Below are 22,348 nucleotides of genomic sequence, written 5' to 3'. Positions count from 1 at the left end.
CCCCACCGCACAAGGGGTGATCAAGTGTCAACGAAACGCCTGCTCGCACTGCTGTCCGCGCTGGTCACGGCGCTGGCCGTGTTCCTGCTGCTGCCCGCCTCGGCGGCCAACGCGGCCGCCTGCGCCACGCCGTGGAACGCGTCCACCGCGTACACCGGCGGCGCGGCCGTCTCCTACAACGGGCACAACTGGTCCGCCAAGTGGTGGACCCAGAACGAGACCCCGAGCACCGCCGGCACCGGTGTCTGGGCCGACCAGGGCTCCTGCGGCGGCTCGACCGACCCGACGCCGACCCCCGGCGGCTGCGTCTACCCGGACTGGGTCGCCGGACGCGCGTACACCACCGGCGCGATCGTCCGCTACACCAACGGCGGGTACTACCGGGCCACCCACGACAACCCGGGCTACGACCCGGTGATCAGCACCTGGTACTGGGAGCCGTACAGCTGCGGCCCGACCACCCCCACCACCCCGAACCCCGGCGGGTTCCCGGTCAGCCAGGCGCAGTTCAACCAGATGTTCCCGAACCGGAACTCCTTCTACACCTACCAGGGGCTGCTCGACGCGCTCAGCGCCTACCCGGCCTTCGCGAACACCGGCGGCGACACCGTCCGCAAGCAGGAGGCCGCGGCCTTCCTCGCCAACGTGAACCACGAGACCGGCGGGCTGGTCTACGTGGTCGAGCAGAACACGGCCAACTACCCCCACTACTGCGACAGCTCGCAGCCGTACGGGTGCCCGGCCGGGCAGGCCGCGTACTACGGGCGCGGTCCGATCCAGCTGAGCTGGAACTTCAACTACAAGGCCGCCGGCGACGCCCTGGGCATCGACCTGCTGCACAACCCCGGCCTGGTGCAGACCGACCCGGCGGTGGCCTGGAAGACCGCCCTCTGGTACTGGAACACCCAGACCGGCCCGGGCACCATGACCCCGCACAACGCCATGGTCAACGGGGCCGGCTTCGGCGAGACGATCCGCAGCATCAACGGCTCACTGGAGTGCAACGGCGGCAACCCGGCGCAGGTGCAGAGCCGGATCAACGCCTACCAGTCCTTCACCCAGATCCTCGGCACCGTCCCGGGCCCGAACCTGGGCTGCTGACGCCGCGCCAGGGGCGACTCCGCCCCGCTACGCCCCGCCGCTCTCCCCGCACATCAGGGGGAGCAGCGGGGCGTACTCCTGACGGAGGACCGGCGGGGGCGGGAATCGTCGTCCGGGCGGACGACCGGGCTCCGCCGGACACCTAGGCTCGAAGCCATGAACGACCTTGGCAGCCTTGTCCAACAGACCGCCGACCGGCTCGCGACCCAGCAGGTCGGCGTGGTGGTCGCCGGCCTGGCCGGCGGCGCGGTGGAGATCCGGGGCGCCGGGAGCACCGCCGCCGGCCGGCCCGGTGACGTGCCCGGCCCGCGGACGGTCTTCGAAATCGGTTCGGTGACCAAGGTGTTCACCTCGCTCGCGCTGGCCCGAATGGCACTCGACGGCTCGACGGCGCTCGACGAACCGCTGGCGGACGTCCTGGCGGGCGCCCTGCCGGCCGGGGTGAGCGTGCCGGCCAGGCGCGGCAGGCCGATCGCGCTGCGGCACCTCGCCACTCACACCTCCGGCCTGCCCCGGCTGCCCGCCGGGATGCTGCTGCCCGCACTGCTCCGCCCGAACAAGCCGGACCCGTACCGCGGCTGCACCTCCGACATGCTGCTCACCGGGCTCGCCCGGACCAGACCCCGGGCCGCTCCCGGGCGGGGCTTCCGCTACTCCAACCTCGGCGCCGGGCTGCTCGGCCTGGCGCTGGCCCACCGGGCCGGCACCGGGTACGAGGAGCTGGTGACCCGGGAGGTCTGCGAACCGCTCGGGCTCACCGACACGGTGATCCGCGTCGACGGGGAGCGGGCCGGCCGGCTCGCCCAGGGCCACACGCCCGGGCGCCGACCGGTGCCCGGCTGGCAGCTGGCCGACCTCGCCGGCGCCGGCGGGCTCCGCTCGACCGCCGCCGACCTGGCGGTACTGCTCCGGGCCCAGCTGGCCTGCGCGGGCGGCGGCGAGCCCCTGGCGCCGGCGATCGCCCTCACCCGGGAGGTGGAGCACCGGGTCAACCCGTTCGCCTGGGTGCACCTCGGCTGGCTCGGCCACCGGCTGCACCCCCGCCAGGGCGGCCACCTGCAGATCTGGCACAACGGCGGGACGGGCGGCTTCCGCTCCTTCGTCGCCTTCGACCCCGAGAAGCAGGTGGGCGTGATCGCCCTGGCCAACACCCGCCGCTCGGTCGATCCGGGCGGCATAGCCCTGCTGCGGACCCTGCAGAGCCGTTACCCGGAGGCCGCCGCCTGACCGGACCCGAGGACGGACGAGGTTCGATGGTTGGATTTCCAAACCCACTCCTCTATAGTGGGTTCGACTTTCCAACTACCCTCGTGCCCCGGGCCCGACCGCCCGGAGCCCCTCGCAGAGGAAGGCGGCCGTCATGCGTGACGCCGTAATCGTCGAAGCTGTCCGCACCCCCATCGGCAAGGGCAAACCGGGGGGCGCGCTCTCCGCCGTCCACCCGGTGGAACTGCTCGCGCACACCCTCCGGACCCTGGTCGGACGCAGCGGGATCGACCCGGCCCTGGTCGACGACGTGATCGGCGGCTGCGTCGACCAGGTCGGCGAGCAGGCCATGAACACCACCCGCTACGCCTGGCTGGCGGCCGGCCTGCCGGAGTCCGTCCCGGCGACCACCGTGGACCGGCAGTGCGGCTCCTCCCAGCAGGCCGTCCACTTCGCCGCCCAGGGCGTGATCGCGGGCGCGTACGACCTGGTGGTGGCCTGCGGCGTCGAGTCGATGAGCCGGGTGCCGATGTGGTCCAACGTGCCCCCCGGCGCGGACCCGTTCAGCGCCGCGATCAACGCCCGCTACCCCGGTGGGCTGATCCCGCAGGGCGTCAGCGCCGAGCTGATCGCCGCCAAGTGGTCCGTCACCCGGGAGGCGATGGACGCCTTCGCCCTCGACTCGCACGCCAAGGCCGCGCACGCCCACGCCGCCGGCTGGTTCGAGGCGGAGCTGGCCCCGGTGCCGACGCCCACGGGGATCGTCACGAGGGACGAGTCGGTGCGTCCGGGCAGCACACCCGAGGTGCTCGCCGGACTGCGGCCCTCCTTCACCGACCCCGCCATGGCCGAGCGGTACCCGCAGATCCAGTGGTCGGTGACGCCCGGCAACAGCAGCCCGATCAACGACGGCGCCTCGGCGGTGCTGATCACCAGCAGCGAGACGGCCGCCCGGCTGGGCCTGCGCCCGCTGGCCCGGCTGCACTCCTTCGCGGTGACCGGTTCGGACCCGCTGCTGATGCTCACCGGCGTGCTCCCCGCCACCGAGAAGGTGCTGCGGCGGTCCGGGCTCTCGCCGGCGGACATCGACCTGTTCGAGGTGAACGAGGCGTTCGCCTCGGTGGTGCTGGCCTGGCTCCAGGAGACCGGGGTCGACCCGGCCAAGGTCAACGTGAACGGCGGCGCGATCGCCCTCGGCCACCCGCTCGGGGCCAGCGGCACCCGGCTGATGACCACCCTGGTGCACGCGATGCGCCGGCGCGGCGCGCGCTACGCCCTGCAGACCATGTGCGAGGCGGGCGGCCTGGCCAACGCCACCGTCCTGGAGGCACTGGACTGACCCGCTGGACCGACCGCGGTGGCGGAGGGCCACGGGGCGGGCGGCTCGGGGCGGGCGGCGGCGCCCCGGCGGAGTGCGCGGGGCGGGGGTGCGGGGGCCGTGGGAAGATGGCAGGGCTGGCAGAAACGATCTCCGGGCGGTTCTCTGGCCATGGTGAACGAGCAACGTGATACCGGCGGCTCCGAGGGGCCGCGCCCGGGGCGACCGGGCGCCGGGGGGTCGCGTCAGGACGCCCTGCTGATGGTCCCGATCGCGACCGCCCTGATCGAGGCGGACGGGCGGATCCTGCACTGGAGCAATGACGCCGAGGCGCTGCTCGGTTACAGCGCCGAGGAGGCGATCGGCTCGCTGGCCGCGCAGCTGCTGGCCACCGACGACCAGCGGCCCGAGGTCCTGGAGCTCTTCCAGGAGATCGTCGACGGGCGCGGCTGGTCGGGCGTCTTCCCGGTCCGGCACCGGGACGGCCACTACGTGAACCTGGAGTTCCGCACCCACCCGATCTCCGGCCCCGGCGGCAGTCCGCTGGTGCTGGCCGTCGCGTCCGACGTCACGACGCTGCGCCGGATCCAGGCGGACCTCGCCGTCCTGGACGGGTTCTTCACGCAGTCCCCCGTCGGCATGGCCGTGTACGACAGCCGGCTGGCCTTCGTCCGGCTGAACGACGCACTGGCCCGGGTCAACGGCCTGCCCGTCGAGGCGCACCTGGGCCACCGCCTCACCGAACTGCTGCCCGGCATCAACGGCGCCGAGAGCGAGGAGGTGATGCGGCAGGTGCTGGAGAGCGGGGATCCGGTCGTGGACGCCCGCTCGCACGGCCGCACCCCCGGCGACCCGACGCACGACCACGCCTGGTCGGCCTCCTACTTCCGGCTGGAGGACCCGGGCGGCGAGGTCCTCGGGGTCAGCTCGACGCTCATCGACATCACCGAACGGTTCCGCGCGGACGCCCGGGCCGCCCGTGCCCAGGAGCGGCTGGCGCTGCTCGTCGACGCCACCGCCTCCATCGGCACCACCCTGGACCTGCGGCAGACCGCCCGGGAGCTGGCCGACGCGATGGTGCCCAGGGTCGCCGACATCAGCGGCGTGTTCGCGCTGGAGGCCCTGGTCGCCGGACGCACCGTGGAGCCGCTCGACCCGTCCGTCCCGCACCTGGTCCGTCGGCTGGCGCTCGCCACCACCGACCCGCTCTACCCCGCCGAGGCGCTGCCGGTGGACTCGGTGTACGAGCTGTCGCCGGACTCCCCGTACGGGAGGGCGCTGGCGACCGGGCGGACGGTGGTGACGCCGTCCTGGGAGCTGCCGCCGCTGAGTTCGGCGATCACCGAGAGCCGCCGACAGGCCTACCTCGGCGACCGGCCCCGCTCGGTGCGGATCACCCCGCTGGTGGCGCGCGGCACCACGCTCGGCATGGTGGTGTACTCCCGGCGCGGCGAGCGGGAGGCGTTCGCCGAGGCGGACATCACGCTCGGTGACGAGCTGGCCTCGCGGGCCGCCGTCGCCATCGACAACGCCCGCCTCTACCTGCGCCAGCACCAGACGGTGCTCGCCCGCCAGCAGGCGCTGCGCGAGGCGAAGGCCGCGCAGGAACGGCTGGCCCTGGTCAACGTCGCCTCGGCGCGGATCGGCACCACCCTCGACCTGGCGCAGACCGCGAAGGAGCTGGCCGAGGTCGCGACGCCCCGGCTGGCCGACACCGTGGTGGTGGAGGTGCTGGACGACCTGGTGCGCGGCGAGCGCGAGGTCCGCGCCCCGGCGGACGGCTCCGCCGTGCTGCGCCGGATGGCGTTCCACTCGGCGCACGGCTCGACGCTCGAGCCGATCGACCGCACCGGCGGGGTGCAGCGGTTCGCGCCCGGCTCGCCGTACGCGTGGAGCCTCGCCCACCGCAAGCCGGTGCTGGTGCCGCGGATGGACGAGGAGGGGATGGCCTGGTTCGCCGACGACCCCGTCCGCACCGCGGCCGCGCGGGAGCAGAACGTCCTCTCGTTCATGGTGGTGCCGCTGATCGCCCGCGGCTCGCCGGTGGGCGTCGCCGCCTTCTACCGGACGGTGGTCGAACGACCGTACGAGGACGACGACCTGGCGCTCGCCGGGGAGCTGGCGGTCCGGGCGGCCGTCTCGATCGACAACGCGCTGCTGTTCACCCGGGAGCGCGACGCGGCCGCCGCCCGCCAGCGCGCCCTGGACGAGGCCTGGGCGGCCCAGCAGCGGCTCTCCCTGCTCAACGAGGCGAGCACCCGGATCGGCACCACGCTCGATCTGCACCGCACCGCCGAGGAGTTGGTGGAGGTGGTGATCCCGCGGTTCGCCGACTTCGTCACCGTCGACCTGCGCGACGCGGTGCTCGGCGGCGAGGACCCGAGCCCGGTACCGGACGACGGCTCCGTCCTGATGCGGGCGGTCGCCGTCGGCGAGGCCAGCCCGGACGGCACCATGGCGGCCGCCGCCGACCAGGTGGGCGCCACCTCGCAGTCCGCCCAGGTGTACGCGCAGAGCCTGCGCACCGGCCGGTCGATCCTGGTCTCGGAGGTGGACGAGACGGCGCTGCGCGGGATCGTGGCCGCGCCGGACCGGGTGCAGCCGGGCCTGGACGCCGGGGTGCACTCCTATCTGATGGTGCCGCTGCTGGCCCGCGGGATGGTGCTGGGCGGCGCGGAGTTCCTGCGGACCAGGAACCCGGTGCCGTACGGGCCGGCGGACCGCGCCCTCGCCGAGGAGCTGGCCGCGCGGACGGCGCTCGCGATGGACAACGCCCGGCTCTACCGCCGCGAACGGGACACCGCGCTCACCCTGCAGCGCAGCCTGCTCCCGCAGGAGATCCACCGCGCGATCGGGCTGGAGATCGCCTACCGCTACCTGCCCAGCAGCGTGGTCAGCGAGGTCGGCGGCGACTGGTTCGACATCGTCCCGCTCTCCTCCGGCCGGGTCGCGCTGGTGGTCGGCGACGTGATGGGCCACGGCATCCGGGCCGCCGCCACGATGGGCCAGCTGCGCACCGTGGCACGGACGTTGATCACCCTCGACCTCGACCCGGAACGGGTGATGCACCGGCTCGACGAGGCCACCGCGGAGATCGGCGAGGGCCAGTTCGCCACCTGCGTCTGCGTGATCTACGACCCGGTGGACCGGCGCTGCACCGCCGCCTGCGCGGGCCACCTGCCGCCGGTGGTGGCCGACGCCGACGGCCGGGCCCAGCTGGTCGAACTGCCCCCGGGCGCACCGCTCGGCGTCGGCGGGGTCCCCTTCGAGAGCATCGAGTTCACGCTCCCGGAGGACGGCATCCTGGCGCTCTACACGGACGGCCTGGTCGAGCGCCGGGGCCGCGACCTCGACGAGGGCCTGGACCTGCTCTGCCGGACCGTCGGCGACCGGCACCGCACGCTGGAGCAGACCTGCGACGCCGTGCTCGCCCAACTCACCGGCCGCACCAGCGAGGACGACATCGCGATCATCCTGGCCCAGGCCCGGCCGACCGGCACCGACCGGATCGCCACCCTCTCGCTCAGCGACGACCACGCGATGGTCGCGCACTCCCGCCGCTTCACCCGGGAGACGCTGACCGGCTGGGGCCTGGGCGCGCTCGCCGACTGGACCGAACTGCTCACCAGCGAGCTGATCACCAACGCGCTGGTGCACGCCGGATCCCCCGTCCAGCTGCGGCTGTTCCACAACCGGGTGCTCACCGTGGAGGTCGCCGACCGGGACAGCGAGTCGCCGCGGATCCGCCGCGCCCAGGAGGAGGACGAGGGCGGGCGCGGCATGCACCTGGTCAACGAACTCGCGCACCGCTGGGGCACCCGCCGCACCCGGGAGGGCAAGGTGGTCTGGTTCGAGCTGGAGCTGCCGCCGGGCAGCCGGCCCTGGTAGCTCCTCCCCCGGCCGCGCACCCGCCCCGGCCTGGTACGACAACCGATCCTTGTCGCCGCTCACGCCGGGTTGTTGGCCCGCCCGGCGGCCGGGCGGTTGGCTTGGTCCCACAGGACGGCGCGGCCGGGCGAGGGGCCCGGCGACCGTCCCGGACCGCAACCCGAGGAGCCGTCGTGAACCGAGCCGTCGTGAACCAGCTGGACCCCCGCACCGTCGTGGAGCGCTACGTCACCGCCATCGCCGAGGGCGACCTGCCCACCGCGGCTGCCTCGTTCGCCGAGGACGCCACCTGGTCCTACCCGGGCGACCTGCCGCTGTCCGGGGTCTGGCGCGGCCGGACCGCCATCCTCGACGACTTCCTCGGCTCGGTGGGCACGCTGTTCGCGCCCGGCACCCCGCTGGAGGTGACGCTGACCGGTCTGCTCGCCGACGGCCCGCAGGTGGTCGCCGAGTGGACCGCGCGGGGGACGGCGGCCAACGGCGCCGCCTACCACAACCGGTGCCTGGGCGTCTTCACCGTCGAGAACGGCCTGATCACCGCCGTCCGCGAGTACCTCGACACCGACCACGCGGCGCGCACGCTCTTCGCGCCCGCGGCCGGCTGACGGCCGGCCGCCGCCCGGCCGGGCCTAGTCCGGCAGCAGCAGGTTGACGTCGCCGAACTCGTGCCACAGGTAGCGCTCGTGGACGGCCGCCGCGTAGCAGCGTTCGAGCAGCGGCCGGCCGGCCACCGCGGCGAGCATCAGCAGATGGGACGCGCGGGGCTCGTGCCAGCCGGTGAGCAGGCCGTCCACCGCGCGCACCCCGCGCTCGGGGGTGACCACCAGTTCGGTCCAGCCCTCGGCCTCCCGGACGCTCCCGTCCGGCCCGACCGCCGACTCCAGGGCCCGGACGGCGGTGGTGCCGACCGCGATCACCCGCCCGCCACCGGCCCGGACGTGGCCGACCAGCCGGGCCGTGGCGGCCGGTACCCGGAACCACTCGGCGTACGGCGCCTCGTGCGCCTCCGGCGAGGCGACACCGGTATGCAGCGTGATCGGCGCGACCAGCACGCCCCGCCCGGCCAGCCGGGCCACCACCCCGGCGGTGAACGGCCGCGCGGCGCTGGGCATCTCGCTGCTGCCCGGAACGGTGGCGAAGACCGTCTGGTAGGCCTCGATCGGCCAGTCCCGGTCCACGTAGCCGTACCGGATCGCCTTGCCGTGGCGGCCCAGGTAGGCCACCAGCGGTTCGGGCAGGGCGAGTCGGGCGTACCAGAGCCGGGGCGTGAACGCCTCGACCAGGTCGGCCGCGGCGCCGCCCGGCAGCGCCACCCTCAGCCCCGGCCGGGCCGGGGACTCCTCCAGTGGCCAGAAGGCGGCCGCCGCGCCGGGGGCGGGGCGGCGCAGCTCGACCAGGAAGGCCCCGCGCCGGTCCGGCCGGGCCGAGGAGAGGTGCAGCGCCACGGGGGTGCCGTCGGCCAGCCGGCCGGGCAGCGCGGCGGGCAGGGTCGCCGAGTTGTTCACCACCAGGAGGTCCCCGGGGCGCAGCACCTCGGGGAGCTCGGTGAAGCGGCGGTGCCCGACGGCCGGCCCGCTCCGGCGGCCGACCAGCATCCGCACGCCGTCGCGGGCGGTGCCGCGCGCCTCCGCCGGGGCCCGGGCGGAGAGTTCGGGCGGGACGGTGACGTCGATCCCGGGGTCCGCGGCGGCGGTCATCGCGCGGCCCGCGCACCTGCCGGGAGGTGCGCGGCACGGTAGCGGCCGGAGGGCCGGCTGCCGCCCACCAGGGCGAGCAGCGCGGGCACCACGGTCTCGGGGAGCGGCTCGCCGGAGATGTCCTCGCCCGGGCAGGCGTCCTGGTACATCCGGGTGCGCATGCTGCCCGGGTCCACCGCCCAGACCCGCACCGCCTCCTCCTCCCGGGCCAGCACGGCGGAGGCCTGGTCCAGTGCCGCCTTGCTGGCGCCGTAGCCGCCCCACCCGGGGTAGGCCTCGACGGCCGCGTCCGAGCTGATGTTCAGGACGGCCCCGCCGTGCCGGCGCAGCTGGGGCAGCACGAGCTGGGTGAGCGCGATCGGCGCCAGGGTGTTGACCTCGAAGGTCTCCAGCAGATCGGGCAGTGGGACGTCGGCGAGGCGGGGCAGCGGGACGTCGGTCGTGTCGGAGCCGTTGAGCGTGCCGGCGTTGTTGACCAGGAGCCGTGCTCCGCCGAGGCCGGCGGCCGCCTCGGCGAGGCGGGCCCGGTGGCCGTCGTCGACGACCGAGCCGGCCGGCGCGACCACCGTGGTGACGGCGGCCAGTTCGGCCTCGACGGCGGAGAGTTCGGCCGCGTCGCGGGCGGTGATCACCAGCTGCCAGCCGTCGGCGGCGAGCGCCCGGGCCAGCGCCCGGCCGAGGCCGCGCGAGGCACCGGTGACCACGGCGACGGGGGCGGCGGATCCTGCGGTGTGCTGAGGTGCGTTCATGGCACCACGATCGCTCCGGGGCGGTCCGGTGCGGATCGGACCGCAGGCCGGGGGGCCGGTGGTCCGTTCGGCCTAGATCGCCGGACCGAGGCCCGGGCCGTGGTCCCGGTCCCGGTCGGAGTCCTCGTCGGAGTCCCGGTCCGGGTCCCGGGCCGGACGGGGTGCGGGGACCGGCGCGTCGGCGGCCGCCCAGGACTGCGGATCGGCCCAGGCGGCCAGGGTGCGGCGGGTCTCGAAGCGGTGCGGCCGGCCGGTCAGCGGGTCGGTGAACTCGACCACGGAGGCGAGCAGTTGCAGCGGCCGGCGGAAGTCGTCCGGGGCCGGCTCGGGCAGCACCACCGGGTACACCGGATCCCCCAGGATCGGCACCCCGAGGCCGCTCATGTGCAGCCGCAGCTGGTGGGTGCGCCCGCTGAGCGGCCGCAGCCGGTAGCGGCCCAGACCGTCCCGGTGCTCGACCAGGTCGATCCGGCTCTCGCTGTTGGGCGGGGCGTCCAGCTCCCGCGCCGCGATCACGCCGCGCTCCTTGACGATGTGGCTGCGGACCGTACGGGGCAGCGCGAGCGCCGGATGGTGCGGTGCGACGGCCTGGTACTCCTTGCGCACCAGCCGGTCCCGGAAGAGCGTCTGGTAGGCGCCCCGGTCCTCCGGCCGCACCACGAACATCGCCAGGCCCGCCGTCAGCCGGTCCAGCCGGTGCGCCGGGCTGAGCGCGGGCAGGTCGAGCCCGTGCCGCAGCCGGGAGAGCGCCGTCTCGACGACGTGCCGGCCGCGCGGGGTGGTGGCCAGGAAGTGCGGCTTGTCGACCACCACCAGGTGGTCGTCCCGGTACAGCAGCTCCAGCTCGAACGGGACGGGGACCTCCGCGGGCAGGTCCCGGTAGAGCCAGAGGTGACCGGCGGGGCGGAACGGCTCCTCCGGCCCGATCGGGCCGTCCACGCCGACGATCTCGCGCCCGCGCAGCAGCGCGTCGATCCGCGCCGGGTCGACGGTCGGCAGCCGCTCGGCCAGGTAGGCGCGCACCGTCGGCCACGGCCCCTCGGCGGGCAGCCGCAGGTGCACCGGGTCCACCCCGCGGCGCTGCGGGAGGGGTGCGGTCGGTGCCTTGCGCTTGCGTCTCATCTCACCGCCACCCTAACCGGGGCCGCCGCGGCTCCCGGGGCCCGGCCGGATGCCCGAGGTGCCGGGGACGGCCGGGCCGGTGGAGAGTGGACAGTGGGCCCCGCCCACCGGAGGTGTACGCGTGACCAGAGACGGCCCGGAGGACGCGCTGCCGGCGTTGCGCCTGCCCCGGCGGGCCAAGCGGCTACTCGGCTGCGCGTTCCTGCTGCTGGTCGCGGCCGTGGTGGCCGACCTGATCACCGGGCCGGGGACGACGCTCTCCCCCGTGCTCGCGGTGGCGCCGATGCTGGCGGGGGCGATCACCCGCTCGGCCCGGGTACCCCTGTTCGCCGGGGCGGTCGCCACCGCCGCCGTGGTGCTGCTGGAGCTCAGCAACAGCGGGCTGCCGCTGTCCGTGCACCTCGCCGCGCTGATCACCGTCCTGGCCGCCACCCTGGCCAGTGCCGCCAACGTCGTCCTGGTGGCGGCCCGGGAGCGCGAACTCACCCAGGTCCGGACGGTGGCCGAGGCGGCGCAGCGGGCCCTGCTGCGCCCGCCGCCGGAACGGATCGGACCACTGCGGGTGGCCGTGCGGTACGCCGCCGCGGCGGCCGAGGCGCGGATCGGCGGGGACCTCTACGAGGTGGTGGACACCCCGCACGGGATCCGGATCCTGCTGGGGGACGTCCAGGGCCACGGGCTCCCGGCGGTGGAGACCGCCACGGACGTGCTGGGCGTGTTCCGGGAGGCCGCGCGGACCGAACCCGACCTGGTCCGGGTGGCGGAGCGGCTGGACGCCGCGCTGTCCGAGCGCCGGGTCAACGAGCGCTTCGCGACCGCCTTCCTGCTGGACGTGGCCCCGGCCGGCGGGCCGGCCCGTTTCGTCAACTGCGGGCATCCGCACCCGCTGCTGCGCCGCGCCGGCCGGGTGACCGAGCTGGCTCCGCCGCTGCACGCCCCGCCGCTGGGCCTGCTCGGGCTGATCGGCGAGCACTACCGGGCGGGCGGCTTCGAGCCGCTCCCGGGGGACCTGCTGATCCTCTACACCGACGGCGTCTCGGAGGCCCGCGACACCGCGGACCGGTTCTACCCGCTGGCGGAGCGGCTCGCCGCGCTGCCGGCGACCGGCCCCGGGGACGTCCTGGACGCGCTGCTCGCCGAGGTCGGCGACTGGGTCGGCACCGCCGGGCCGACCGACGACGCGGCGCTCCTCGCCCTGCGCTGGGAGCGGTGAGCGCTGTCCCGGGAGCGGTGAGCCCCGGCCCGGGTACGGTGACCGCCCGCCGTCCGGGCCGTTGTCGGTCCCCCGTGCCAGGCTGTGGACGCGACCGGCGCGGTGCCGGCCGAGCAGCGGCGTCGAGGGGACAGTGCCATGGGCCGGAGCACGCACGGATCGTTCCAGCTGACCGCCTTCGAGCCGGAGGAGACGGACGAGCAGCCGGGCGCCACGCTCGGCCGGATCCGGATCACCAAGAAGTTCACGGGCGGCCTGACCGGCAGCAGCGTGGTGCGGATGCTCTCCGTGCTGGACGGCGCGGGCGGACCGGCCGCGTACGTCGCGGTGGAGCGGTTCACCGGCGAGCTGGACGGGCGCAAGGGCTCGTTCGTGCTCCAGCACGCGGCGCCCGGCAGCCAGGGCGAGCCGCTAGCCATCCGGGTGGTGGCGGGCACCGGGGTGGGCGAGCTGGCCGGGATCACCGGCACCTTCGAGCTGTCGGTGGACGACGAGGGCGGCCACACCTACGCCCTGGAGTACGAGCTGGGCTGACGGCACCGGGCGCGCACCGGCCCGGCCTCCGCGCGGCGCCCGACCGTTCACCCGGGCCGCTGTCACGATGATGCGATCAGTGCACGATCGACATCGGAGGGTGACGCATGCCCGGTACGGCGGCCTCGGTGACGGGGGCGGGAGCAGGGGCACCGGCAACCCGGACGGTCGACGAGGTGCTCGGCCGGCTGCGGGCGATCGGGGCCGGACTGCCCCCGGACGACGGCGTGGCGGTGTTCAACCGGATGTACCTCACCGTCACGGACGCGATGCGCCGCCGGCTGGCGCGCCCGGAGCGCTCACGCGGTGCCCCGGACCGCCCCGGCCGCCCGTACTTCGCCGACCCGGCCGGGATGGCCGAGCTGGACGTGGTCTTCGCCGGGCGCTACCTGCTGGCCCTGGACGCCGAGGCGGCCGGGCGGCCGGTGCCGGCCTGCTGGCGGCCGCTCTTCGCCCTGCGGGCGCACCGGGGCGTGCACCCGCTGCAGTTCGCGCTGGCCGGGATGAACGCCCACATCCAGCACGACCTGCCGCTCGCCGTGCTCGACACCTGCCGGCGGCTCGGCTGCGGGCCCGAGCGGCTCGCCGGGGACTACCACCGGGTCAACGACCTGCTGGCCGGGGTGGAGACGGCCGTCCGGGAGCAGCTGATGCCCGGGCCGGACGCCCTGGAGCGGGCCGAGCCGCTGACGCACCTGCTGGGCACCTGGTCGGTCGACACCGCCCGCGAGGCGGCCTGGGCGACCGTCCGCGCGCTCTGGCAGCTGCGCGGCGTGCCGTCGGCCGCCGCGGCGCTCGCCGCCGCGCTGGACACCTCGGTCGGCCTGCTCGGCCGTGCCCTGCTCACCCCGCTCGGCCCGGACCGGCCCCGCGCCGGGGGCGCGGCACCCCCGGCGGACGGGCCGCCCGCTCCCGAGCGGCCGACGGCCGGCCGGCTCCCCGTGGCGAGGAACCGGCCGGCCGTCGGTTGACCGTGCGTCGGGCGCCTGATCCCTACTCGGTCCGGACCGCCGCGATCAGGCCCAGCTGGAGTGCAGCGGCTTGCCCTCGGCGTAGCCGGCCGCGCTCTGGATGCCGACCACGGCCTTCTCGTGGAACTCCTCCAGGCTGGAGGCGCCCGCGTAGGTGCAGGAGCTGCGCACCCCGGCGACGATCGAGTCGATGAGGTCCTCGACGCCCGGGCGGGCCGGGTCGACGAACATCCGGGAGTGCGAGATGCCCTCCTCGAAGAGCGCCTTGCGGGCGCGGTCGTAGGAGGAGTCCTGCGAGGTGCGGTTGCTCACCGCGCGCGCCGAGGCCATCCCGAAGCTCTCCTTGTACTGGCGGCCGTCGGCGGTGGTCTGCAGGTCGCCCGGGGACTCGTACGTCCCGGCGAACCAGGAGCCGATCATCACGTTGGACGCGCCGGCGGCCAGCGCCATCGCGACGTCGCGCGGGTGGCGGACGCCGCCGTCGGCCCAGACGTGCTTGCCGAGCCGGCGGGCCTCGGCCGCGCACTCCAGGACGGCGGAGAACTGCGGCCGGCCGACGCCGGTCATCATCCGGGTGGTGCACATCGCGCCGGGGCCGACACCGACCTTGAGAATGTCGGCGCCCGCCTCGACCAGGTCGCGGACACCGTCGGCGGAGACCACGTTGCCGGCCACGATCGGGATCCGCGGGTCGAGCCCGCGCACCGCGCGCAGCGCGCTGATCATGGACTCCTGGTGGCCGTGCGCGGTGTCGACCACCAGCACGTCGGCGCCGGCCTCGATCAGCGCCTTGGCCTTGCCGGCCACGTCGCCGTTGATGCCGACGGTGGCGGCGACCCGCAGGTGGCCCCGCGCGTCGACGGCCGGGGTGTAGAGGGTGGCGCGCAGCGCGTTCTTGCGGGTCAGGATGCCGACCAGGCGGCCGTCGGCGTCGACCACCGGCGCGAGCTTGCGGTGCGCCTCGGTGAGCTTGTCGAAGGCGGCGCGCGGGTCGATGCCCTCCTCCAGCAGCAGCAGGTCGCGGGACATCACGTCGGCGAGGCCGGTGAAGCGGTCGACGCCCTGGCAGTCGGAGTCGGTGACCACGCCGATCGGCTTGCCGTCCTCGACCACGACCAGCGCGCCGTGGGCGCGCTTGTGCAGCAGCGAGAGGGCCTCGGCGACGGTGGCGCCCGGGGCCAGCGTGATGGCGGTGTCGTGCACCAGGTGGCGCTGCTTGACCCAGCCGATGACGTCGGCGATCACCTCGGTCGGGATGTCCTGCGGGATGGCGACCAGACCGCCGCGGCGGGCCACGGTCTCGGCCATCCGGCGGCCGGCGATGGCGGTCATGTTGGCCACCACCAGCGGGATGGTGGTGCCGGTGCCGTCGTTCGAGGAGAGGTCGACACCCTGCCGGGAGCCCACGGCGGAGCGGCTGGGGACCATGAAGACGTCGTCGTACGTGAGGTCGTACGAGGGCTTGAGGTCGTTCAGGAAGCGCATGAAGAAAGGGCTCTCTGGCTGGGAGAAGGTACACCTCGGGTGCGGTTGCGGCGAGGCCGCCGGGCGCACTCGGGCGCCCGGCACCCAACGTTCGATTCTCCGGTACGGGGCGGGCAAAAGCCAGTTCGACCCCGATCGCTGGCACAGTGCACAACACATGATCAGCAGCGCGGGCCCCTCCTTGGAGCTTCCTCCAAGTGATCGCCTTTTCGCCCCGGCCAGGGCCGCTCCCGTAGCATTCACGCGGTAACGGCGAGGCAATCCAGGAAAGCGGCAGCGGGCATCATGACGGCGGGCGTGGACATCGAGCAGGGCATCGAGCAGGGCGGCGGCACGGAGGTCAGCACCGAGGAGGAGATCGACTACGGTCCCGGCCTCGACCCCGAGCGGCTGCGGCTCTGCCTGGACGTGATCGCCGAGCTGGACCAGCTGCACGTCGACCACCCGGACGCGATCACCGTCCGCCAGGCCGTCGGCGGCATATTCCGCACGCTCAAGCAGCGCCGCCGCCAGGAGACCCGGGCCCGCAAGACCGCGAACGACCGCGAGGTCACCGCCCGCACCGCCACCGGCGCGCCCAGCCGGATCGACGACGAGACGGCCGGCGCGTTCGGCCTGACCACCGTCACCACCACCGAGATCGCCGGCATCCTGGAGCGCCCGCGCTCCTGCTACACCTGCAAGCAGCGGTACGTCGAGGTGGACGCGTTCTACCACAACCTCTGCCAGACCTGCGCGGTGAAGAACCGCGCCCGCCGGGACGCCCGCGCCGACCTCACCGGCAAGCGCGCGCTGCTCACCGGCGGCCGGGCCAAGATCGGCATGTACATCGCGCTGATGCTGCTCCGCGACGGCGCGCACACCACCATCACCACCCGGTTCCCCAACGACGCCATCCGCCGCTTCACCGCGATGCCGGACAGCGCCGACTGGCTGCACCGCCTGAAGATCGTCGGCATCGACCTGCGCGACCCGGCCCAGGTCCTGGCGCTGGCCGACGAGGTCGCCGCCGACGGCCCGCTGGACATCCTGATCAACAACGCCGCGCAGACGGTGCGCCGTCCGCCGGAGTCGTACCGCGAGCTGGTCAACGCCGAGTCCGCGCCGCTGCCGGCCGGCGAGCTGCCGCAGTCCACCACCATCGGCCGCTTCGGCAGCGGCAGCGTGGACCTGCCCGCGCTGCCCGCCCAGGCGACCGGCGGCGGCGAGCGGATCTCCGCCGAGGACGTCACCTCCCTCGCCCTGGTCACCGGCTCCGCCACGCCCGCCCGGATCAAGGCCGGCACCGCGATCGACGCCGGCGGGCTGGTGCCCGACCTCGCGCCCACCAACAGCTGGGTGCAGACCGTCAACGAGGTCGGCCCGGTGGAGCTGCTGGAGGTCCAGCTCTGCAACTCCACCGCGCCGTTCATCCTGATCAGCCGGCTGCGCCCGGCGATGGCCGCCTCGGCGTCCCGCCGCAAGTACGTGGTCAACGTCTCCGCGATGGAGGGCGTCTTCGCCCGCGGCTACAAGGGCGCCGGCCACCCGCACACCAACATGGCCAAGGCCGCGCTGAACATGCTCACCCGCACCAGCGCGCAGGAGATGTTCGAGTCCGACGGCATCCTGATGACCGCCGTCGACACCGGCTGGATCACCGACGAGCGCCCGCACCCGGACAAGATGCGGCTGGCCGACGAGGGCTTCCACGCCCCGCTCGACCTGGTCGACGGCGCGGCCCGGGTGTACGACCCGATCGTCCGCGGCGAGCAGGGCGAGGACCTCTACGGCTGCTTCCTGAAGGACTTCGACCGCGCCGCCTGGTAGGCCCCGCCGCCCGGTAGACCCCGCCGTCCGGTAGACCCCGCGAGGAGGACCGAGTTGACCACCGCACCGCTGATCGGCGCCGGCGTGATCGTACCCACCGGTGACGGCCGGGTGTTGCTCGGCCACCGGATCACCGCCGGCGAGCCGCCCACCTGGAGCCTGCCGGGCGGCAAGGTGGACGACCCGGGCGAGTCCTTCGAGCAGGCCGCGGCGCGCGAACTCGCCGAGGAGACCGGCATCGTGCTGCCGGCCTCGGCGATGCGGGTGCTCGCCGTGCTGCTCGACCACGAGCTGGGCCGCCCCCGGCTGACCGCGGCCGTACTCGCCCCGCCGAGCCTGGCCACGGCCCTGGTCACCGAGCCGCACGCCTGCGCGGGTTGGGAGCGCGTCGCGATCGACGCGCTGCCCGAGCCGATGTTCTACCCGTCGGCGCTGGTCCTCGGCAGCTGGCTGCCACACCTCCCCCCGGTGATCCGGGCCGGGACGCACGCGTACCCCGTCGCCGGGTAGGGCGACGGGGCACCGCGGCCCGGGCGGCCCTTCCGCGGGCGGGTTCGGCGGTGGGCAGTTCGGCGGTGAGCGGGTCAGGCCGTGAGCGGGTCAGGCCGTGAGCGGGTCAGGCCGTGAGCGGGTCAGGCGGTGGGCGGGCCGAGCCGTGGGCGGGCCGACTGAGGGCGGGTCAGCCGTTGCGGGCCGCCTCCGGGCCGGTCAGCCGCCTCAGCAGCGGGAGCGTCGAGGCGATGATCCCGAGCGAGGCCGCCAGCCCGAGCGCCACCAGCGCGAAGTACACCGCCCCCGGTGACACCAGGTCGTAGTGCATCTGCGACGTGAGGAACATCGCCGCCGCCCCGAACCCGGTGCCGGTCGCGATCACCGACACCACCAGCAGCGGCAGCGCGCTCTCCAGCCCAACCACCCGTCGCAGCAGGCCGAGCGGCGCCCCGGTGAGCCGCAGCATCGCGAACGGGCGCCGGCGGTCCGAGAGGCCCGCCACCACGCTGACCGCGAGGCTGCACCCGGCGATCGGCAGCGTGGTCAGCAGCACCACGTTGGCCAGCTGCCGCCAGCCGGCCAGCTGCTTCTGCTGGCTGGAGCCCCAGTCGCCGACCGTCCGCGCCCGGTACTGCGGGTACGCCTCGGTCAGCAGGGTGCGGGTCCGCTCCATGGCCGCGACGGAGCCGTCGGTGGACACGTAGACGTTGCGCACCGGGAGCGCGGCCGCCTCCTCGGCGGAGACCGGCGCGGCCGGCCACTCGTGCGCGGCATTGGACCTCAGGTCCAGGAAGGCCCACTGCGGGACACCCGCGACGCTCGCACCGGCCGGGCAGTGGCCGGCCACCGGGGTCTGCGCGAGGTCGTCGCAGAGCACCAGGCTCGGGGAGAAGCCGGGCCGCTCGCCCGGCTCGGCGCCGAGCGCCCGCGGGTTGTCGTGGCCCACCGTGAGGCCCCGGAACCCCGGCACCGCCCGGAGGTCCGCCAGCAGTCGCTCCGGCAGCGCGTCCGTCATCGGCGGCTCGTCGACCATCGCGCCGTGCTCCACCACGACCCGGGTCTGCGGATCCCCGCTGAGCGCACCGCGGTTCTCGTTGATGGTGCCGATGATGCAGACCGTGGCCGTGGTGACGAAGAGGGCGAGGACGAGCCCGGCGACCGAGCGAAACCCGGTCCTGGGGTCGTCCGCGAGCCGCCGCACCGCGATCAGTGTGGCCGGGCGGCTGGTGCGGGCGGCGACGGCCCGGGCCGCGACCATGGTGAGCCAGGGCCCGGCGACCACCAGCCCGAGCATGATCAGCAGGAAGCCGGTCAGATAGGCCGCCGTCTGCTGGTCGGTGGTGTCCGGGCGGCGGTTCACGAAGAAGCCGAGCTCGGCGAGGCCGGCCAGCAGCGGGACCAGCCGCCAGTGGGTCGGCGGCCTGGGGGTGACCCGGCGGGTGACCCCCAGCGGGGAGACGGTGACCCGACGCAGCGCCAGCCGGGCCGCGACCGCCGCCGCCACCGGAACGCCGACGGCCACCGCCACCGCCTGGAGCGGGGTGAGCGTCAGGTCGTCGAGGAAGAACCGGTCACCGGTGAACGGGACGGTCGCCACCAGCGGGCGCAGCGCCAGGTGGAGGCCGAAACCGAGGACCGTGCCGACGGCGGCGGCCACCGTGGACTCGACCGCCGAGATCAGCGAGATCTGCCCCGGGGTGGCGCCGACCAGCCGCATCGCCGCGTAGCGCTGCTCGCGGGTGGCGGCGGAGAGCCGGGTGGCGGTGCCGATGAAGACGACCACCGGGAAGATCAGCGCCCCGGCCACGACCGAGAGGATCAGCGTCATGGCGTCGCCGCGCGTGCCCGGCCCCGGGCAGTCGTTGTCGCAGCTGGGCGGCAGGGCGGTGGCGATGGTGGTGACCTCCCGCGCCCCCGGCACGGTCGAGATCTCCGCCGCCGTCCGGCCCGCGACCACGAACAGCGAGTCCGGGGAGGGCAGCGCCGCGTCGCCGAGGATGCCGGCCAGCCGGCCGGGGAAGCGGTCGCCCAGCTCGCCGGCCGGGGTCCTGCGCAGCAGTTCGGCCAGCGCGGGCGAGACGTAGTACTCCCCGGGCGCGGGCACCGCGTCGAGCCCCGGCGGGACGGGCGCCGTCGGCCCGGTGGCGGCGACGTCGACCCGCAGGATCTGCTCGCCGTCGTAGTAGTCCCCGTGGGCCCACCACCAGAGCGGGTCCACGGGGGCCGTCTCGGTCCGGCTCGCCGCGCCGGTGTTGGTCCACACGGCCCGGTCGTTGGCCTGGCCGACGGCGTTGATGCTCGCCAGCGTGGAGAGCAGCAGACCGACGCCGATCGCCACGGCGGCGGCGATGACGGCAAGCCGGGCCAGGGCCTCCCGCCCGCCGCTGACGGCGAGGCGCAGCGCGAAGGCGATCATCGGCCCACCGGGTCCGCCGAGAGCGAGGTGGCCCGGCCGTCGCGCACGATCGCCTCGCGGTCGGCGTAGGCGGCGACCCGGGGCTCGTGGGTGACCAGGATGACGGTGGTGCCCTGCTCGCGGGCCGCGCCGACCATCAGCTCCATCACCTGCTCACCGGTCAGCGAGTCCAGCGCGCCGGTCGGCTCGTCGGCGAACAGCACCCGGGGGCGCGCCACCAGGCCGCGGGCAAGCGCCACGCGCTGCGCCTGACCGCCCGACAGCTCACCGGAGCGGCGCTTCCCCAGGCCGTCCAGCCCCAGCCGGGCGAACCAGGGCCGGGCCTCGGCCAGCGCCGCCGCCCGCCGGGTGCCGCTCAGCAGCAGCGGCAGCGCGACGTTCTCCTCGGCGGTCAACTCGGGGACGAGCTGGCCGAACTGGAAGACGAAGCCGAACCGGTCGCGCCGCAGGGCGCTGCGCCCGGCCTCGTTCATGGTGTCGATCCGCTGCCCGTCGAACAGGACCTCGCCGGAGGACGGGGTGAGGATGCCGGCCAGGCAGTGCAGCAGCGTCGACTTGCCGGAGCCGCTGGGGCCCATGATCGCGAGCACCTCACCGGCGCCGACGGCCAGGCTCGCGCCGCGCAGGGCCGGGGTCTCGCCGTAGGCGAGCGTGATGTCGCGGGCCTCGATCAGCGGCGTCATGACCGCACCGCCTCGGCGAGCGCGTCCAGGCGGGCGGTGGTCAGGTCGATCCAGCGCAGATCGGCCTCCAGGTGGAACAGCCCGTGGTCGGCGAGCAGGGCGTCGACCAGCTCGCCGCCCCGGCGCAGCTCGGTGAGTTCGCGCATCCGCCGAAGGTGGGCGGCGCGCTGGGTGTCGAGGTAGACCTCGGCGTCGCGGCCGAGCATCAGGGCCAGCACCACCTTGGTGAAGAGCACCGTCTGCAGGCTGGGCTCGGGCGCGACGGGCTCGGTGAGCCAGTGCTCGAACTCCGTCACACCGGCCTCGGTGATCACGTAGCGCTTGCGCTCGGGGCCGTCGCCGGGCTCGGCCTCGCCGGGCACCACCTTGCCGTCCCGGGCCAGTCGGCCGAGCGTGGCGTAGACCTGGCCGTAGGGCAGGGGCTTGCCCCGGCCGAAGAAGGTGTCGTAGTCGCGCTTGAGGTCGTAGCCATGGCTCGGCTCTCGCTCCAGCAGCCCGAGAAGGGTCAGGGGAACACTCATGAGAGGACCGTACACCCGACGTATACTCCGAGTGTATAGCTGGCGAGAATACGGCTCCGAGCTGCGAAGACGCTGATCCGTCGGAGGGAATCGGCCTCCCGGGAACCGGCGGGGCGGGGAGGGGGAGGCGGCCCCACACCGCCTCCCGCGCCACACCGGCGGCCCGACCTGCCCCCACAGCGGGCCGGGCCGACCGCGTCCCGACACCTCTCGGACGCGGCACCCACCAGCCTGCCCCGGGCACCCCTCCGGCGCCGAGGGCCGAACGTCCCGGTCGCGCGGCGGGCCCCGGTCCTGACGGCCGGTCGGCGGGCGGGCGCCGCGGTACGAGGGCGCACGACTCTTGTGCCGCGGCCGGAGCGGAGGGAGATTGAGAGCCGGAGCCCGGCGGACGACCCCGGCCGGGCGCCCGAGCGCCGCTGCGACCTACCACCCGAGGAGCACGCATCGTGTCCAGCACCTCCGGCCCGGTCCGGCCCGCGTCGCTCCCGCGGCGGGCCGGACGGCAGCTGCGGCAGGCCCTCGGCAGCCACCGCTCCCCCCTGGTCCGGCCGCTGGACCGGTCCCGCGGCCGGGCCTGGTGCACGGCCGCGCTGGCGATCCTGCTCGCCCTGACCGCCGCCGTCGTCGGCGCGCTGCTCGGCTACCGGACCGTCGGGCGGGACGCCGACGCGGACCTGGCACGGCTGCGCCGGGTCGACGCCATCGTGCTCTCCACCGACCGGCACGGAGCCGCCGTGGGAAGCCGCTCGGCGGGCGGCTACCAGGGCAGGGTGGCCGCCGAGGCCACCTGGACCGCGCCGAACGGGCAGTGGCGCACCGGCACCATCGAGGTGCACCGGACCGCCGTGGTCGGAACCACCGTCCCCGTCTGGGTGGACGAGGCCGGTCTGGTCACCGATCCCCCGACCACCCGGGCGGGCGTGGCGATCGAGGCGGTCTGCGTGGGCCTCGCGGGCTTCACCGTCGTCGGCGCGGGCGTCGTGGCCGCCCTCGCCCTGCGCCTGCGGACCCTCGACCGGCGGGCCGACCTCGCCTGGCAGCGGTCCTGGAGCAGGCTCGAACCGCTCTGGAGCGGCCGCGCGAGCCACAGCCCCGACGGGGCGCAGGGCGACTGACCCCGGCCGGGGGGCGCCGGGCCGG

General features: G+C 75.1%; 18 protein-coding genes. 11 read left to right on the top strand and 7 right to left on the bottom strand.

Annotation, left to right across the window (positions count from 1 at the left end; genetic code table 11):
• Positions 1-24 precede the first annotated feature (24 nt).
• The 5 genes from ACIF6L_RS23345 to ACIF6L_RS23325 all read left to right on the top strand — a co-directional run bounded on the left by ACIF6L_RS23345 (position 25) and on the right by ACIF6L_RS23325 (position 8,118).
• Positions 25-1,101: a glycoside hydrolase family 19 protein gene (locus ACIF6L_RS23345; RefSeq protein ID WP_329486534.1), complete on the top strand. Its 1,077-nt coding sequence runs from the start codon at positions 25-27 to the stop codon at positions 1,099-1,101.
• Between the two features lie 156 nt (positions 1,102-1,257).
• Positions 1,258-2,328: a serine hydrolase domain-containing protein gene (locus ACIF6L_RS23340; protein ID WP_396486699.1), complete on the top strand. Its 1,071-nt coding sequence runs from the start codon at positions 1,258-1,260 to the stop codon at positions 2,326-2,328.
• 133 nt (positions 2,329-2,461) lie between these two features.
• Positions 2,462-3,646 (top strand): thiolase family protein, encoded by a 1,185-nt coding sequence (locus ACIF6L_RS23335; RefSeq protein WP_359833865.1) that lies wholly within the window; start codon positions 2,462-2,464, stop codon positions 3,644-3,646.
• A gap of 240 nt (positions 3,647-3,886) precedes the next feature.
• Positions 3,887-7,513 carry a SpoIIE family protein phosphatase gene (locus ACIF6L_RS23330; protein ID WP_396486700.1) on the top strand — a complete coding sequence of 1,209 codons (3,627 nt, stop codon included), beginning with the start codon at positions 3,887-3,889 and terminating at the stop codon, positions 7,511-7,513.
• Between the two features lie 173 nt (positions 7,514-7,686).
• A complete protein-coding gene (locus ACIF6L_RS23325) occupies positions 7,687-8,118 on the top strand; it encodes a nuclear transport factor 2 family protein (protein WP_329486538.1) in 432 nt (143 codons plus the stop codon).
• 24 nt (positions 8,119-8,142) lie between these two features.
• Here the strand turns inward: ACIF6L_RS23325 and ACIF6L_RS23320 are convergent, their stop codons facing one another.
• The 3 genes from ACIF6L_RS23320 to ACIF6L_RS23310 form a co-directional block, all read right to left on the bottom strand.
• A complete protein-coding gene (locus ACIF6L_RS23320) occupies positions 8,143-9,210 on the bottom strand; it encodes an S-adenosylmethionine:tRNA ribosyltransferase-isomerase (RefSeq protein WP_396486701.1) in 1,068 nt (355 codons plus the stop codon).
• On the bottom strand, positions 9,207-9,959 hold the full coding sequence (locus ACIF6L_RS23315; protein WP_396486702.1) for an SDR family NAD(P)-dependent oxidoreductase: 753 nt from the start codon (positions 9,957-9,959) through the stop codon (positions 9,207-9,209). Before ACIF6L_RS23315 ends, ACIF6L_RS23320 begins: the two co-directional genes overlap by 4 nt.
• Before the next feature lie 72 nt (positions 9,960-10,031).
• Positions 10,032-11,081 (bottom strand): pseudouridine synthase, encoded by a 1,050-nt coding sequence (locus ACIF6L_RS23310; protein WP_396486703.1) that lies wholly within the window; start codon positions 11,079-11,081, stop codon positions 10,032-10,034.
• 121 nt (positions 11,082-11,202) lie between these two features.
• Here ACIF6L_RS23310 and ACIF6L_RS23305 point away from each other — a divergent pair, with 121 nt between their 5' ends.
• The 3 genes from ACIF6L_RS23305 to ACIF6L_RS23295 all read left to right on the top strand — a co-directional run bounded on the left by ACIF6L_RS23305 (position 11,203) and on the right by ACIF6L_RS23295 (position 13,799).
• Positions 11,203-12,294 (top strand): PP2C family protein-serine/threonine phosphatase, encoded by a 1,092-nt coding sequence (locus ACIF6L_RS23305; RefSeq protein WP_396486704.1) that lies wholly within the window; start codon positions 11,203-11,205, stop codon positions 12,292-12,294.
• Between the two features lie 138 nt (positions 12,295-12,432).
• Positions 12,433-12,828 carry a DUF3224 domain-containing protein gene (locus ACIF6L_RS23300; protein WP_396486705.1) on the top strand — a complete coding sequence of 132 codons (396 nt, stop codon included), beginning with the start codon at positions 12,433-12,435 and terminating at the stop codon, positions 12,826-12,828.
• Positions 12,829-12,935: 107 nt separating this feature from the next.
• Positions 12,936-13,799: a DUF5995 family protein gene (locus tag ACIF6L_RS23295; protein WP_396486706.1), complete on the top strand. Its 864-nt coding sequence runs from the start codon at positions 12,936-12,938 to the stop codon at positions 13,797-13,799.
• Between the two features lie 45 nt (positions 13,800-13,844).
• Here ACIF6L_RS23295 and ACIF6L_RS23290 read toward each other — a convergent pair whose 3' ends face one another.
• The gene (locus tag ACIF6L_RS23290) at positions 13,845-15,284 is read right to left on the bottom strand and encodes a GuaB1 family IMP dehydrogenase-related protein (RefSeq protein ID WP_329486545.1); all 1,440 of its coding nucleotides are present in this window, start codon (positions 15,282-15,284) and stop codon (positions 13,845-13,847) included.
• Between the two features lie 285 nt (positions 15,285-15,569).
• Between ACIF6L_RS23290 and ACIF6L_RS23285 the strand changes: the two genes are divergently transcribed.
• On the top strand, positions 15,570-17,093 hold the full coding sequence (locus ACIF6L_RS23285) for an SDR family NAD(P)-dependent oxidoreductase (protein WP_396486707.1): 1,524 nt from the start codon (positions 15,570-15,572) through the stop codon (positions 17,091-17,093).
• 54 nt (positions 17,094-17,147) lie between these two features.
• Complete coding sequence (locus ACIF6L_RS23280) at positions 17,148-17,603, top strand: NUDIX domain-containing protein (protein WP_352288668.1); 456 nt, start codon at positions 17,148-17,150, stop codon at positions 17,601-17,603.
• Between the two features lie 169 nt (positions 17,604-17,772).
• Here the strand turns inward: ACIF6L_RS23280 and ACIF6L_RS23275 are convergent, their stop codons facing one another.
• The 3 genes from ACIF6L_RS23275 to ACIF6L_RS23265 are packed head-to-tail and all read right to left on the bottom strand — an operon-like array spanning position 17,773 to position 21,205.
• Positions 17,773-20,001: an FtsX-like permease family protein gene (locus ACIF6L_RS23275; RefSeq protein WP_396486708.1), complete on the bottom strand. Its 2,229-nt coding sequence runs from the start codon at positions 19,999-20,001 to the stop codon at positions 17,773-17,775.
• Positions 19,998-20,684: an ABC transporter ATP-binding protein gene (locus ACIF6L_RS23270; RefSeq protein ID WP_329486548.1), complete on the bottom strand. Its 687-nt coding sequence runs from the start codon at positions 20,682-20,684 to the stop codon at positions 19,998-20,000. Before ACIF6L_RS23270 ends, ACIF6L_RS23275 begins: the two co-directional genes overlap by 4 nt.
• Positions 20,681-21,205 carry a PadR family transcriptional regulator gene (locus tag ACIF6L_RS23265; protein ID WP_329486549.1) on the bottom strand — a complete coding sequence of 175 codons (525 nt, stop codon included), beginning with the start codon at positions 21,203-21,205 and terminating at the stop codon, positions 20,681-20,683. The genes ACIF6L_RS23270 and ACIF6L_RS23265 overlap by 4 nt, the downstream gene beginning before the upstream one ends.
• 449 nt (positions 21,206-21,654) lie before the next feature.
• Here ACIF6L_RS23265 and ACIF6L_RS23260 point away from each other — a divergent pair, with 449 nt between their 5' ends.
• On the top strand, positions 21,655-22,323 hold the full coding sequence (locus ACIF6L_RS23260; protein WP_359808111.1) for a hypothetical protein: 669 nt from the start codon (positions 21,655-21,657) through the stop codon (positions 22,321-22,323).
• Positions 22,324-22,348 lie beyond the last annotated feature (25 nt).

This window comes from Kitasatospora sp. NPDC086009 (genome assembly GCF_044540385.1).
Classification (GTDB): domain Bacteria; phylum Actinomycetota; class Actinomycetes; order Streptomycetales; family Streptomycetaceae; genus Kitasatospora.
Note: the sequence above shows the minus strand (reverse complement) of the source record. Positions and strands in the feature narration are given on the sequence as shown.